The sequence below is a fragment of the Psychrobacter sp. ANT_H56B genome (genome assembly GCF_008369245.1).
GTDB classification, from domain to species: Bacteria; Pseudomonadota; Gammaproteobacteria; order Pseudomonadales; family Moraxellaceae; genus Psychrobacter; species Psychrobacter cryohalolentis.
On sequence record NZ_VOBF01000007.1, the window covers coordinates 129,576 to 143,550 of the forward strand.

Here is a 13,975-nt window from a genome sequence, read left to right on the forward strand (position 1 = left end):
ATAATGTCGAATACTTTTAAGTCAAAGCCATGTATGATAGCAAGGCTTTACTAGATATTAGTACAGAATGTATAACTTGTTATAGTACACTCAGATGGCTATATGGATCTGATAATCCCATTTATATACAATGCTATAGTGGCTAACCACGTGATTATAGTAGTTTGTCAAAATAATAGATCAAAAAGGAGAAATCTACATGAGTAATGATACCGAGCAAAGAGTTAAAGCTGCCGTAGCTGAGCAACTAGGTATGAATGTTGAAGACATCAACAACGATGCTTCATTTATGGAAGACTTAGGCGCTGATTCACTGGATTTAGTTGAGTTGGTTATGTCATTTGAAAGCGATTTTGGCATCACAATTCCTGACGAAGATTCAGCAGAATTAACGACTGTTCAAAAAGCAATCGACTACGTACAAGCACAGCTATAATTAGCGACTTGCTCAATAGGTTCGATATGACCGCTTATCTTAATAGATAGGCGGTTTTTTTATGTTTGTCATTTCTCTTTATTATTACACTTATAACAACTAATTTAATATTAGCGTTAACATTAGCTACGCCAAATCAACATTACTCAACATACTCTTACTGTTTATCGCTCATGCCTTTGCTTATACTCATAATGGTAAGCAAAAAAGGGCGATAACCGAGATGCGTTATCATCGAAACAACAATGATGCATAATAATTAATAATATTTTAAGGAGCAGTTATATGGGTATGTTCAGTTTTGCAAAAGACATTGGTGATAAAATCTTTAATCGTGATGACGCCAAGCATGACGCTAAAGTAGAAACCAAAGCAGACGCTAATACACCAGTACAGAGTACTGAGCCTTCAGCGCAATCAGTAGCCAATATTTTACTTCGTCGTATTCAGCAGCAAAATCTAAATATTAGTGATTTAAAGATTAAGTATAATGGGTCAACCGATACTGCAGAAATTAGTGGTAAAGCTAAGACTCAAGCTGATCGTGAAAAAGCTATTATTGCCATCGGTAATGTACAAAACGTGGCTAAAGTCATTGATAATATCGATATTGAAGAGCAGTCACCTGAGTCGACTATGTACACTGTAAAATCTGGTGATAGCTTATCTAAAATTGCAAAAGATGTTTATGGTTCAACTGGCGATTATATGAAGATATTTGAAGCCAATAAGCCGATGTTATCTGATCCAGACAAGATTTATCCTGGTCAAGTACTACGTATTCCTAAATAGTTATCATTTTTTAAGTCATTATAAGTATCGAAACACTCATAGTATTTTGGATACTTAGAATATGGCTGAATAAAAACACCTCAAAATACGAGGTGTTTTTTTATGTATAAAATATAGAGTTAAAAATTAGGCTTCTAATTATTAATAAGTAAGATATCCAATTTATAACGCTGTTCGGCGATCGCCCAATCTATATGTTCGTCAAGCATCGTGTTATGCAGCCCCAGTTTTGCTTGTAATGCTTCGATGATTTCTTGATTACCAGTGGCATTGCCAAGACCGATAGCGATATTACGCAGAAAATTCACATAACCGGTGCGTCTAAGTGGGCTACCTTCGGTCTTTTTCATAAACTCTGCTTCTTGCCATTGCCACAATTCAAGCAAACTGCTGCTATCAAGCCGATGCCTTGGCGCAAAATCCTCTACGGGCGTCAGATTGGCATAGCGGTTCCATGGGCAAATAAGCTGACAGTCATCACAACCAAAGATACGATTGCCAATAGCGCGGCGGTATTTTTTATCAATAACACCGTCATGTTCAATCGTAAGATAAGAGATGCAAGCTGACGCATTAAGCTCATAAGGGGCGACAATGGCTTGAGTGGGACAGATATCAATACAGGCGCTGCAACTGCCGCAATGCTCTTTAACTGGCTCATCGTCAGGTAGTTCAAGGCTCATAAACAGCTCTCCGAGCACAAAGAACGAGCCGGCTTGTTTGTTTATGAGTAATGTATGCTTGCCAGTCCAGCCAAGACCTGCAGCATCAGCAATCGGTCGCTCAAAGATAGGAGCTGAGTCACTAAAAGGTCTAAAAATAAAATCTGTGTCAGCGCCAATATCTAGATGTCGCCATTCAGGAAGCATCGCCTCGATTTTTAACGCCAGCTGCTTAAGGCGACTGCGCATGGTTTTATGATAGTCGCGCCCTCTTGCATAGCGAGCAATGATACCTTGGTTAGGATAATCATTGTCAGTCACAGTACGTGGTGTTGGGGTTTGAGTGAGATAGTTCATACGCACACTAATAATGGTTTTTGCGCCTTCTACCAGTTGCTCAGGGTGCGCACGCAGATGATGATTGCTATGCATAAACTGTAATTGTGCTTCATAGCCTTTGGCCAACCACTGCTTTAACTGTTCAGTCTGCTTAACAAACAGAGGGTGATGTACCGATAAAAAGCCGCAATCTGCAAACCCTAACGATTGCGCTGTCTCTTTAATCCAGCATTTAATATCTGCTGTAGTAGTAAAATCATGCGTATTATTGATAGCAATCTTTTTAGCAGAGACGCTAGTAGGTAATGATGGCATCTGCGTTTGAGAGTTTGTTTGAGATTTATTGCTCATATCTGACGATCAATGATAATGTGAATATGGATATGATAAGCCAGTGAGCGAAGAGCGCAAGTATCAAAGTGAATAAATCCGTATAAATATAGATTTATATGGATTAAACCTAATTAATTGACATTAAAGTTAATAGCAGCAAATACATACATCAATTTTGGTTTGTATCAATAATAAATTATGAACTCAGCCAAATTTTATAAGAATAATCGAGGATTAATTATGCCAACGTTAAATGAATTGTCATCGAAAACTACCATTTCTACCATGCCTATCGCGCTATATAGCAGCAAGCAGCTCTATGCGATGGAACAAGCATGGTTTGCACAAGGCAATAACAGCTTTGCTCTAATGCAACAAGCGGCTTGGCAAATGGTGAAGCATATTGAGATACTTTATGAAGAAAAATGTTTGAATGAGCAATTAGCAAAGCAGGGCATTGCCTCTCGTCCTGTTAATCGTCCGTGCCGTGTCAGTGTTTGGGTCGGAAAAGGTAATAATGGTGGCGATGGGTGGCTTGTTGCGTATTATTTACAGCAGAGAGGCTGGCAAGTACAAGTCATTACGGTTGGCTTTGAGAAACAAGATTTTGTTATAAAAGATAATATAGAAAGTTCTAATGAAGATAATAAAAATCCAATTGCTGATACGACAAAGGCGTTACAGCTGGCACTATCTGCTGATTGTAAATATCGATGCTTTGAAAATATCGATGATAGAAGCATGAGCGCTTTGCCGGCGGATGTTTATATCGATGCGATATTTGGTATTGGATTCAATCGTGCAGCGAGCGCTATTTATCAGCAAGCAATTTGCGCTTTCAACGAAGCAGCAGAGCATGCTAAAGCATTGGTCATCGCGGTTGATATCCCAAGTGGCTTGGTTGCCTCTACTGGTCAGGTATTTGAGCGTGTTGCGATAGCCGCAGATGTGACCTTATGTCTGATCGCACGTAAATTTGGTCTGCATACCAAAGACGGGCTCGATTATAGCGGCGCCGTGATTGATATACCGCTGATACCTCATCTAGCAAATAATAACGCGCTTATTCCTATCGCCACCCTTATTAATTCGCCTTATCGATTAAAGCCACGCAGACAAAACAGCCATAAAGGCAGCTATGGGCATGTATTAATCATTGGCGGCAATCGTATTGATAACTCACAAGGCATGGGCGGAGCAGCCATATTATCGGCATCGAGCGCGATGGCGACGGGCAGTGGTAAAATAACAGTTGCCTGCCATAAGGCTTACCATGGGGCTTTATTAACCTCGCTACCAGATGCAATGAGCATGGATTTGCATGATACCAAAGGAGTAAAACGCCTAATTAAAGAAGCCAGTGTGATTGCTATTGGTATGGGCCTGGGGCGTGATGAAAAAGCAAAATTGCTATTTACTGAATATCTGCAGGCTGCAGTAGCCGAAGGTAAGCCTATAATCATTGATGCCGATGGTCTTTATCATTTGGCTTCATTGCATCGGGAAAACCATATGCTTATAGCCGAGCTAAAAACACATAGTAAAAATTATCAAGTGTGTTTAACGCCACATAGTGGGGAAGCTGCTAGATTATTAAATAAAACAGTAGCTGAGATAGAAAATGATAGATTGGCTGCAATAACAGAGGGTGCAGCAATTTATGGCGGTGATTGGGTGTTAAAGGGAGCAGGGTCGTTAATTCTGGAGCAGCAATCAGCGCAAGCGCAGGTTTATGTATGCGATGTGGGCAATGCTGGCATGGCGACCGCTGGTATGGGTGATGTACTTGCAGGTGTCATTACTGGACTATGGGCACAGGATGATTTAAAACATGAACTACGCAGTTTGCACCAAGCAGTCATTATCCATGGATTAGCAGGCGATGTTTTAGTCAACCAGACGAACAGTAACGATGATAATTTATTATTGGTGGGGCAGCGAGGTCTGCAAGCTCAAGATATGCCAGCAGCTATCCGTCATTTGATGCATCTCATAATAGATAGCCTTTAACGATTTAATTTCACCTTAGCTAAATGTGTTTAAACACCAAATTGAAGATTAGCCACAATACTGGGTAATGGCTTGTTGAACACGTTCACGCTTAAGCTCAATCTCACGACCATCTAGATATTGACGTTTGCCAGTGGCATCCATCTCATAAATACGTCCGCCCACATTTAGATTGGTTAAATTATTGCGTAACGATTGACAACGCTGGGCATTCGCTTGGGCTTCTTGCTCTTTGATGCGTGCTTCTAATTGGGCAACGCGCTGTTCTTCTGCGCTTTGCGGCGCACTCTGATTGGCTTCAGTTTTACCTGCCAGCTGTCCAGCATTGCTCTGTCTACCGTCACTACGAAACTCGATAACTTCGATATTCCTACCATTTTGCGGCGCATATTGGCTGTACTTGACTTCGCCATGTGCGCCAATAGATTTGTATACCTGAATGGCATGAGTGGCGCTCATTGGTAGCATGAACATACACGCAGTGCTGACACTGATAAGTAGTTTGGTAGCAGTGCTTATCGTAGACGCTTGTGCCATAGTAACAGCCCTCTTAATGGGTAAAAAATACAGCTATCGTTCAGTTAAGCATAAGGGTTAATAGAATCGATAACAATATAAATACATAATAGCTTGATTCTAGCAAATAATACTTATGAATGTACATTGTTTAATAACCAATAGTTGGGGATAGGGTTTAGAAGTTTTTCTTGACAATAGCTCACAAACCATCGAATATAATAGCAGTTGATTGGTCAGTGAGCGGCTTTTATGATATTGCCGTGGCACTTGAAAATAAGGACTACGGGTTGCTTATCGGTAGCTTGCTTAGCCTTATTATCTTTGTGACAATGATATAAAATAAATAGCGCTTGTAATAATGCTATTCAAATCTATATTTATTGTCTCCGGACTTATCTGTCTACAATGACTAAGATAAACTTATTATTACTGTATCTCGTAAGATTTTGCTGTTGCAAAAATAGAGTGTCATGTGTGTTTTTAACATCTCCTCATCAAACAGGTTATAAGATTTCGTAATCATATAACATGATATAAGCTATAAAATATAAGCTTTGAGATTTGTTCTATCATTCTGTATCCGTCTATTTGTCATTAGCGCAACCTTATATGCACTACAAATAATAAGCTTCTTTTATAGATGCACTCGCATCTTGTCACTGTATATCGATAAAACCCTGTCGCAAAGCTGACCTTAAATATATTGCTATGTTTGAGTAATATGCTGTCCTATAACACAGCGTAACTTAGACGTAGCGGGCACATATTCTTGCCACAAAAAAAGGTGACGACAGTGACGCAAACCACGCAAAGTCCGAATATGACTGGACATACCCAAACGGGTCATGCTGCCAAGAATTTCCCTGAAAAGCAGCAACGCCTTGCCGAAGGAAGCAATGAGCCTGTCATGCTATCTGGTGCTGAGATGTTAGTGCAAGCACTAACGGATGAGGGCGTCAAATACATTTTTGGTTATCCAGGCGGTGCGGTCCTTCATATCTATGACGCCTTATTTCAACAAGACAATGTTGAGCATATTCTGGTACGTCATGAACAAGCCGCAGGTCACATGGCAGATGCTTATTCACGAGTAACTGGCAACACGGGTGTGGTGCTAGCGACTTCAGGTCCTGGTGCGACCAATACAGTGACAGCTATTGCCACTGCTTTTATGGATTCTGTACCGATGGTGATCATCGCAGGTCAGGTGCCTAGTAGTCTGATCGGTGAAGATGCTTTCCAAGAAACCGATATGATTGGTGTATCACGCCCAATCGTGAAGCATAGCTTTCAAGTTCGCCATGCTAGCGAAATCCCAATGATTGTCAAAAAAGCCTTTTATATTGCCCAGTCTGGACGTCCGGGTCCTGTTGTCATCGATGTGCCAAAAGACATGACCGCGCCTAGCGAAAAATTTGCTTATGAATATCCAAAAGAGGTATTTATACGCTCATATCAACCGTCATTAAAAGGTCATAGTGGTCAAATCAAAAAGGCGGTTGAAACCTTACTTGCGGCTAAGCGCCCGATTATCTACTCTGGTGGCGGTGTAGTTTTAGGTAATGCCTATAAAGAGTTAACGGCGCTTGCCCATCGTTTAAACCTACCAGTCACCAATACCTTAATGGGTTTGGGTGCTTTCCCTGGCTCTGATGAGCAGTTCTTGGGTATGCTTGGTATGCATGGCACTTATGAAGCCAATATGACCATGCATCATTCTGACGTTATATTGGCAGTTGGGGCACGCTTTGATGATCGCGTGACCAATAACGTCAAAAAATTCTGTCCAAATGCGACGATTATTCATATTGATATTGACCCAACCTCTATCTCAAAAACGATCTTTGCTCATATTCCTATCGTTGGCGATGTGAAATCAGTGCTTACTGACATGATAGACATTATTGGCGAAGATAAAGAGTTAGACCAACCGGCGTTGTTGGATTGGTGGTCGCAGATTAATGAGTGGCGCAAGCGTCATGGTTTGCGCTATGACACCAGTACCGATAATGGTATTAAGCCACAAGCGGTCGTTCAAGCTTTAGATAAAGTGACTAATAGTAATGCGATTATCACGAGTGACGTGGGTCAACATCAGATGTTTGCCGCGCTTTACTATACCTATAATGAGCCACGTCAATGGCTGAACTCAGGTGGTCTTGGTACTATGGGCGTTGGCTTGCCGTATGCGATGGCAGCCAAACTTGCTAATCCTGAGCGTGATGTGGTTTGTATTACTGGCGAAGGCTCTATTCAGATGAATATCCAAGAACTGTCTACCTGTTTGCAGTATGATTTGCCAGTTAAAATCCTAAACTTGAATAATGCACAGTTGGGTATGGTAAAACAGTGGCAAGACATGCTGTATGAAGGTCGTCACGCACATTCTTACATGAATTCTTTACCAGACTTTGTCAAGCTTGCTGAAAGCTATGGTCACGTCGGTATCAAGATTACTGATCCTGCGACCATGGAAGCACAATTGGCTGAAGCCATGGCAATAAAAGACAGGTTGGTATTTATCGATGTTTACGTCGATCGTAATGAGCATGTATATCCGATGCAAATCGCTGGGCAAACGATGCGTGATATGTGGTTAACAAAAGGGGAGCGTACCTAATGCAACAACAACATCTGATTTCGGTATTGATGGAAAACGAAGCGGGTTCGTTGTCGCGTTTAGTCGGCTTGTTCTCACAACGTGGCTACAATATCGAAACGCTAAACGTCGCGCCTACTGATGATCCAAGTATTTCACGTCTGACAGTAACGACAGTCACGTCACCTGAAAAAATAGAACAAATCACCAAGCAATTGCATAAATTGATCGAAGTGGTTAAAGTGCTTAATCTCTCAGATACCGTACACGTCGAACGTGAGTTGATGCTAATCAAAGTACGTGCGACGGGCGGTGTACGTGAAGAGATCAAACGCAGTGCCGATATTTTTCGTGCACAGATCGTTGACGTCAATGCGAACTTATATACGATTCAAATCGTCGGCGATAAAGCTAAGCTCGATGGTTTTATTGATGTTATTGGTCGCGAACGTATCATGGAAGTAGTACGTTCAGGCGTCATTGGTATTGCTCGTGGTGACAAAACGCTAAGCCTATAATCAGCGTTTATGATCTTCAAAATATAGTATTTCAAACTTATTTATTCAACATCAACATAGCGCTTATCTCACCAATCACTTCGATAAGGTGACTATAATTTAAGTGTTTATTTATCCATGGTACGCCATGATTTAGGAAAAGGACTCTGTTTATGAACGTTTATTATGATAAAGATTGTGATCTATCAATCGTCCAAGGTAAAAAAGTCGCCATTATTGGTTATGGTTCACAAGGTCATGCGCACGCGCTTAACCTACAAGATTCAAACGTCGATGTGACCGTTGGTCTACGTGCTAACTCTGGCTCATGGAAGAAAGCAGAAAATGCTGGCTTAAAAGTTGCTGAAGTAGAAGAAGCGGTAAAAGCTGCTGACATCATCATGATTTTGACGCCTGATGAATTCCAAAAAGAGCTTTATAACGATGTGATCGAGCCAAATATCAAGCAGGGCGCGACACTGGCCTTTGCTCATGGTTTTGCGATTCATTATAACCAAGTTATACCACGTAGCGATCTTGACGTCATCATGGTGGCACCAAAAGCACCAGGTCATACCGTTCGTTCAGAATTCGCCAAAGGCGGTGGTATCCCAGATCTTATCGCTATCTATCAAGATGCGTCAGGTCAAGCCAAGCAATTAGCACTATCTTATGCTGCTGGTGTTGGTGGTGGACGTTCAGGTATTATCGAAACGACCTTTAAAGATGAAACTGAAACTGACCTATTTGGTGAGCAAGCGGTTCTTTGTGGTGGCGCAGTAGAGCTAGTAAAAATGGGCTTTGAAACCCTAACTGAAGCTGGCTATGCACCAGAAATGGCTTACTTTGAGTGCTTACATGAGCTAAAGCTTATTGTCGACTTGATGTATGAAGGCGGTATCGCTGACATGAACTACTCAATCAGTAACAACGCTGAATATGGCGAATATGTGACTGGTCCTGAAGTGATCAATGAGCAATCACGTGAAGCCATGCGTAATGCGCTAAAACGCATTCAATCTGGCGAATACGCAAAAATGTTCATCAGTGAAGGCGCAACCAACTATCCATCAATGACGGCTCGTCGTCGTAACAATGCAGAGCATCAAATTGAAATCACGGGCGCTAAGCTACGTGGTATGATGCCTTGGATCGGTGGCAATAAAATCATCGATAAAGACAAAAACTAATTTGCTATTGATGAATTAGTAAAGAAATCAGTCTAAAGAAGCCCATGTTATCAGTGATAGCATGGGCTTTTTATTTTTAGTAGGCGGTGTTTTATAAAGTATTTTTATCATCGCCAGTCTGTACTGGTTGAAAATCTGACTTCGCTGCCTAATATAGGCAAGCATTATCATATCTATTAACGGCTTACTCGGTTAAATAGGTATCGCTATTTTTATTCTTGCAATATAAATGCCAAGGATTCTTTTATTCTATAAATTACAGGTTGTCTGTTGTGCAAATATCTTATCCTGATTGGCTAACACCGCAATTCATATACATTACTCTGAGCGCTGTCGTTGCCGTTTTGATTTGGATCGAAGGGGAAATGCTCAAAAAAACCGGCGGCAAACTACCTAACTCTAAGTTCTTTCAAATCAGCTCAATTCTAGATACCTCATGGTTTTTCATCTCAGTAGTGATGTTATATACGATTGATTTGACACCACTAGCCGTTGCTGTACCAGCGGCTTACGGTCTTTATACGACCTTTGGCTGGATCTATGGCGCACGTTTATTAAAGCGTAAAGGCATTCCTGACTCTCCGAAAGACTTGGTCATACCTGCTAAATATATCGCTTATAGTCAGTCATTTTCGCTGATATTTTTTGCGCTATGTTTATTGGTATTGAGCTCACCGTGGTTGCCGATTGCTGTATAGTTTGCTTTTAATAAAGTAGCAAATATAATTCCTATCACTGGGATTTGTCGAAAGCGATATCTAAGTCCATAGTAAATCTTAAAAGGTAAGTAGTAAAAAAACATTCTATATCAACGTATTAAGTCTCAAATAATTAATAGTAATAATTATTTAAAATTGACTTGAATAGGTTACAAAAATCATCAATTTAAGCTGTTGCGCTTAAAAAAAGCTGTTATAATCAGCTTGTACTCAAAGGATTTCGGGTAAAAATATTAAGATCTCTATTAGAGGTTTCAATGATTTTACCCACGCATTCTGCAAGAAAAACTTAGGTATATATCAATTAATCGGTGATGACACACGTCTCGCCAACAGTTAAAGAGTTAGGAAAATTTATGTCAGATAAAGTTGAAGGCACTGTAAAGTGGTTTAATGAAGCTAAAGGTTTTGGTTTTATCGCGCAAGACAACGGCGGACAAGACGTATTCGCTCACTACAGCGCTATCCAAGGCGGTGGTTTCAAAACTCTAGCCGAAGGCCAAAAAGTGTCTTTCATCTTAGGTGATGGCAAGAAAGGCCCACAAGCTGAGCAAATCGAAGCTATCTAATCTCATTTGACATTGAGTAAGCTGTTCTTCAGCGCGCTTAATGACAGTAAGATTATCAATATGCATTGATGCCTTTGTTTGTTAAAACAATAAAAATACTGTTTAGACTTTAAAAAAGAGCAACCTCTGATCAGGTTGCTTTTTTTATGATCTTTTTTTGATTCAATTCTTATAATAACGAGATAGTATTGGTTTATATTAACAGTTATAAACGACTTAGATAGCTTGTAAAAGTCAGAAAAGAATAAGAATAATGATAAGAAAATGGTGTGACTAGGCGCTTATAAACTGTTTATTGTAGAATGGTGACAAATTTATGACGCATTATTCACGGCGTTGTCTTGACCTTAGGGCTGAGCTCACGCAAGATACATAGGTCTGATAATAACGGTTGGCTTAGCTTTGGCAGATTTTATAGATAGAGAGTGTGATGCCAGTATATTGTTTATGGTCTGATATTTTTTATTACATTATAGATGCTGACGCAGCAATCAACCTTGAGTACTATTTCGAACGACGATTTTAAAGAAATGAACCTTTGGTTCTTAACTGGCAATTTTAATTCATAACATTAATAAACGAGGAACGTATGAAAGCATTAGTAGCGGTCAAGCGTGTCATTGATTACAACGTAAAAGTTCGTGTAAAAGCTGATAATTCTGGCGTAGATTTATCTAACACTAAAATGTCAATCAACCCTTTTGATGAAATTGCAGTAGAAGAAGCGGTTCGTCTTAAAGAAGCGGGTGTGATTGATGAAATCATCGTTGCCTCAATTGGTCCAAAAGAGTCACAAGAGCAGATTCGTGCGGCTTTAGCACTGGGTGCTGATCGTGGCATCTTGGTAGTAACTGATGCAAAACCTTATCCTCTACAAATCGCTAAAATCCTGAAAAATATCGCTGAATCTGAAGCTACCGATATTATTTTACTAGGTAAGCAAGCGATTGATGATGATAATAACCAAACGGGTCAAATGCTAGCGGCATTGATGGGTATTGGTCAGGGTACATTTGCATCAGAAGTAAAAGTTGAAAGCGATAAAGTTAATGTAACGCGTGAAATCGATGGTGGTTTGCAAACGGTTGCGCTTGATTTGCCAGCGGTTATTACGACTGATTTACGTTTGAATGAGCCACGTTATGCAAAATTGCCTAACATCATGAAAGCGAAGAAAAAGCAGCTTGATGAAAAAACACCTGCTGATTTTGGTGTTGATATGGCATCTAAGCAAGAAATCATTAAAGTTGTACCACCTGCTGAGCGTAAAGCTGGTATCAAAGTGGGTTCAGTTGATGAGTTGGTCGATAAGCTAAGAAACGAAGCGAAAGTCATTTAATACTTTGCTAATGCCTATCTACTACAAAGCCATGACGTCCTAAATAAGTTTTATTGAACTTGGACATAATAGGGCTTTGTGTACCAACAACCTCATGAATAGATGATACGAATAAATAAAGGACAAAAACAATGGCAATTTTGGTATATGCAGAACACGACAATGCCAGTCTAAAAAAGGCAACTTTGAATACGATCGCTGCTGCTCAGCAAATTGGCGGTGATATTCATGTATTGATAGCTGGTAGTGGTGCGCAAGCCGCAGCTGATGAAGCGGCAAAAGCAGCAGGCGTCAGCAAAGTATTGCTAGCAGACAACGCAGCTTATGAGCATCAATTGGCAGGTAACTTAGCGCTATTGGTCGCTGATATTGCTGGTGAGTACAGTCATATTCTTGCACCTGCTACAACAACTGGTAAAAATTTCTTACCACGCGTTGCCGCATTACTTGATGTGAGCATGTTATCAGAAATCTCTGCTGTGGTAGATGCACAAACGTTTGAGCGTCCTATCTATGCTGGTAACGCGACTGCAACGGTTAAGACGACAGAAGATAAAGTGGTATTAACCGTACGTACCACTGCTTTTGATCCAGTAGCAAGTGAAGGTGGTTCAGCCACTGTTGAGACGCTTGACAATGTGCAAGAGCTTGGCAAATCAAGCTTTGTTAATGAAGAGATGGCTAAGTCTGACCGTCCAGAATTGACGTCAGCCAGCATCGTGGTTTCTGGCGGTCGTGCCCTAGCAAATGGTGAAAACTTCACTAAATATATCGAGCCATTGGCTGATAAGCTTGGCGCTGCTGTTGGTGCATCACGTGCCGCTGTCGACGCAGGCTATGTACCAAACGATATGCAGGTTGGTCAAACGGGTAAAATCGTTGCACCAGACTTATATATCGCAGCTGGTATTTCAGGTGCTATTCAGCATTTAGCGGGTATGAAAGATTCTAAAGTCATCGTTGCTATCAATAATGACCCAGAATCACCTATCGCTAGCGTTGCCGATTACTTCTTAGAAGCTGATTTATTTGCAGCTTTACCTGAACTGACCAGTAAAATCTAAGTACTTGTTAGTGAAAGTGAAATAAAAAAACCCGCTATCATTGATTGCGGGTTTTTTTGTATTCAACTTAAAAATCGTCTTGATGATTCAGTTAAATGATATTAGCTATAACTTCTTTGACGTAATGTCTCATACAAACATAGTGAGCCTGCAATCGCAACATTGAGGCTTTCTTGCCCATTGGGCTGTGGTAGAGCGATAGGGGTTGCGTACTGCATCAGCTCGTCACAAACCCCTTGACCTTCATGTCCCATAATCCAAGCGATTGGTTTTTTTAAATCATGCTGATAGATGACGGTATCAGTGTGCGAGCTGGTGGCAAATAGAGGGGTTTGCACATGGTCTAAAACCTCTTGTACACTTAATCCCTCATATATATTTAGGGCAAACTGGGCACCCATTCCTGCCCGTAATGTTTTTGGTGACCAAGCTTGCGCAGTAGCGCTGGTGCAAAGTATGTTTTTGATTCCAACAGCTGCTGCGGTGCGCAGTAATGTGCCGACATTACCACTATCTTGAACGTCATTGAGAATCAAGCAGTCATCATGAATCATAGATAGGCTAGGGGTTGGCATCTTAATCACTGCCATAATATCAATCCCAGTACCTAAGCTACGAATACTTTCATAAAGCGCATCCGACAAGGTTAATATAGGCGTATAAGTGGGCAAGCGAGTGAGAACTTGCTGCACCTCTGGATGATGGTGTGCGGACTCTGCTAGCAATATTTGCACAAATGGATAATCACTACGAAGGGCAGCATCAATAAGATGAATACCTTCAATGACAGTTTGTCCATGTTTGTTACGTTGGCGAGCTTGCGTCAATAACGCCTTTACTAGCTTGACCGTTGTATTCTTATCTGAGGTAATAAGCTCGGTGGGATTTGCTACCATAATAGATCGCT

The 13,975-nt window shown here is 40.8% G+C and carries 13 protein-coding genes; 10 read left to right on the top strand and 3 right to left on the bottom strand.

Translation table 11 applies throughout. The features are described from left to right. Positions 1–199: 199 nt before the first annotated feature. The gene (acpP, locus tag FQ082_RS09665; RefSeq protein WP_011279816.1) at positions 200–436 is read left to right on the top strand and encodes an acyl carrier protein; all 237 of its coding nucleotides are present in this window, start codon (positions 200–202) and stop codon (positions 434–436) included. 285 nt (positions 437–721) lie between these two features. Then, the gene (gene lysM, locus FQ082_RS09670) at positions 722–1,228 is read left to right on the top strand and encodes a peptidoglycan-binding protein LysM (protein ID WP_011512872.1); all 507 of its coding nucleotides are present in this window, start codon (positions 722–724) and stop codon (positions 1,226–1,228) included. Positions 1,229–1,362: 134 nt separating this feature from the next. Here the strand turns inward: lysM and queG are convergent, their stop codons facing one another. Further along, positions 1,363–2,580, bottom strand: a complete 1,218-nt coding sequence (queG, locus tag FQ082_RS09675; RefSeq protein ID WP_149492931.1) for a tRNA epoxyqueuosine(34) reductase QueG — start codon at positions 2,578–2,580, stop codon at positions 1,363–1,365. A gap of 222 nt (positions 2,581–2,802) precedes the next feature. On the opposite strand from queG, the gene FQ082_RS09680 reads away from it, so the two are divergent. Further along, positions 2,803–4,572, top strand: a complete 1,770-nt coding sequence (locus FQ082_RS09680; RefSeq protein ID WP_149492932.1) for an NAD(P)H-hydrate dehydratase — start codon at positions 2,803–2,805, stop codon at positions 4,570–4,572. A gap of 48 nt (positions 4,573–4,620) precedes the next feature. Here the strand turns inward: FQ082_RS09680 and FQ082_RS09685 are convergent, their stop codons facing one another. Continuing rightward, a complete protein-coding gene (locus FQ082_RS09685; protein WP_149492933.1) occupies positions 4,621–5,109 on the bottom strand; it encodes a DUF4124 domain-containing protein in 489 nt (162 codons plus the stop codon). An 889-nt stretch (positions 5,110–5,998) separates the two neighbouring features. On the opposite strand from FQ082_RS09685, the gene FQ082_RS09690 reads away from it, so the two are divergent. From FQ082_RS09690 to FQ082_RS09720, 7 genes are all read left to right on the top strand, one after another. Continuing rightward, entirely contained in the window at positions 5,999–7,711 is a 1,713-nt protein-coding gene (locus FQ082_RS09690) for an acetolactate synthase 3 large subunit (protein WP_011512876.1), read from the top strand. Then, positions 7,711–8,208, top strand: a complete 498-nt coding sequence (gene ilvN / locus FQ082_RS09695; RefSeq protein ID WP_020442822.1) for an acetolactate synthase small subunit — start codon at positions 7,711–7,713, stop codon at positions 8,206–8,208. The genes FQ082_RS09690 and ilvN overlap by 1 nt, the downstream gene beginning before the upstream one ends. Positions 8,209–8,360: 152 nt before the next feature. Next, on the top strand, positions 8,361–9,377 hold the full coding sequence (gene ilvC, locus FQ082_RS09700) for a ketol-acid reductoisomerase (RefSeq protein WP_011512878.1): 1,017 nt from the start codon (positions 8,361–8,363) through the stop codon (positions 9,375–9,377). A gap of 272 nt (positions 9,378–9,649) precedes the next feature. Further along, positions 9,650–10,075 (top strand): hypothetical protein, encoded by a 426-nt coding sequence (locus FQ082_RS09705; protein WP_133105423.1) that lies wholly within the window; start codon positions 9,650–9,652, stop codon positions 10,073–10,075. A gap of 377 nt (positions 10,076–10,452) precedes the next feature. Further along, entirely contained in the window at positions 10,453–10,665 is a 213-nt protein-coding gene (locus tag FQ082_RS09710) for a cold-shock protein (RefSeq protein ID WP_010196799.1), read from the top strand. Positions 10,666–11,254: 589 nt separating this feature from the next. Next, a complete protein-coding gene (locus FQ082_RS09715) occupies positions 11,255–12,004 on the top strand; it encodes an electron transfer flavoprotein subunit beta/FixA family protein (RefSeq protein ID WP_149492934.1) in 750 nt (249 codons plus the stop codon). Positions 12,005–12,135: 131 nt separating this feature from the next. Continuing rightward, positions 12,136–13,068, top strand: coding sequence for an electron transfer flavoprotein subunit alpha/FixB family protein (locus tag FQ082_RS09720; protein ID WP_149492935.1), 933 nt, complete (start codon positions 12,136–12,138; stop codon positions 13,066–13,068). A 101-nt stretch (positions 13,069–13,169) separates the two neighbouring features. On the opposite strand, the gene FQ082_RS09725 is transcribed toward FQ082_RS09720, so the two are convergent. Further along, the gene (locus FQ082_RS09725) at positions 13,170–13,964 is read right to left on the bottom strand and encodes a TrmH family RNA methyltransferase (protein WP_149492936.1); all 795 of its coding nucleotides are present in this window, start codon (positions 13,962–13,964) and stop codon (positions 13,170–13,172) included. Positions 13,965–13,975 lie beyond the last annotated feature (11 nt).

Excerpts from the sequence above, each read along its gene's own strand:
- acpP (WP_011279816.1), top strand. The coding sequence starts at position 200 with ATGAGTAATGATACCGAGCAAAGAGTTAAAGCTGCCGTAGCTGAGCAA.
- lysM (WP_011512872.1), top strand. The coding sequence starts at position 722 with ATGGGTATGTTCAGTTTTGCAAAAGACATTGGTGATAAAATCTTTAAT.
- queG (WP_149492931.1), bottom strand. The coding sequence starts at position 2,580 with ATGAGCAATAAATCTCAAACAAACTCTCAAACGCAGATGCCATCATTA.
- FQ082_RS09680 (WP_149492932.1), top strand. The coding sequence starts at position 2,803 with ATGCCAACGTTAAATGAATTGTCATCGAAAACTACCATTTCTACCATG.
- FQ082_RS09685 (WP_149492933.1), bottom strand. The coding sequence starts at position 5,109 with ATGGCACAAGCGTCTACGATAAGCACTGCTACCAAACTACTTATCAGT.
- FQ082_RS09690 (WP_011512876.1), top strand. The coding sequence starts at position 5,999 with ATGCTATCTGGTGCTGAGATGTTAGTGCAAGCACTAACGGATGAGGGC.
- ilvN (WP_020442822.1), top strand. The coding sequence starts at position 7,711 with ATGCAACAACAACATCTGATTTCGGTATTGATGGAAAACGAAGCGGGT.
- ilvC (WP_011512878.1), top strand. The coding sequence starts at position 8,361 with ATGAACGTTTATTATGATAAAGATTGTGATCTATCAATCGTCCAAGGT.
- FQ082_RS09710 (WP_010196799.1), top strand. The coding sequence starts at position 10,453 with ATGTCAGATAAAGTTGAAGGCACTGTAAAGTGGTTTAATGAAGCTAAA.
- FQ082_RS09715 (WP_149492934.1), top strand. The coding sequence starts at position 11,255 with ATGAAAGCATTAGTAGCGGTCAAGCGTGTCATTGATTACAACGTAAAA.
- FQ082_RS09720 (WP_149492935.1), top strand. The coding sequence starts at position 12,136 with ATGGCAATTTTGGTATATGCAGAACACGACAATGCCAGTCTAAAAAAG.
- FQ082_RS09725 (WP_149492936.1), bottom strand. The coding sequence starts at position 13,964 with ATGGTAGCAAATCCCACCGAGCTTATTACCTCAGATAAGAATACAACG.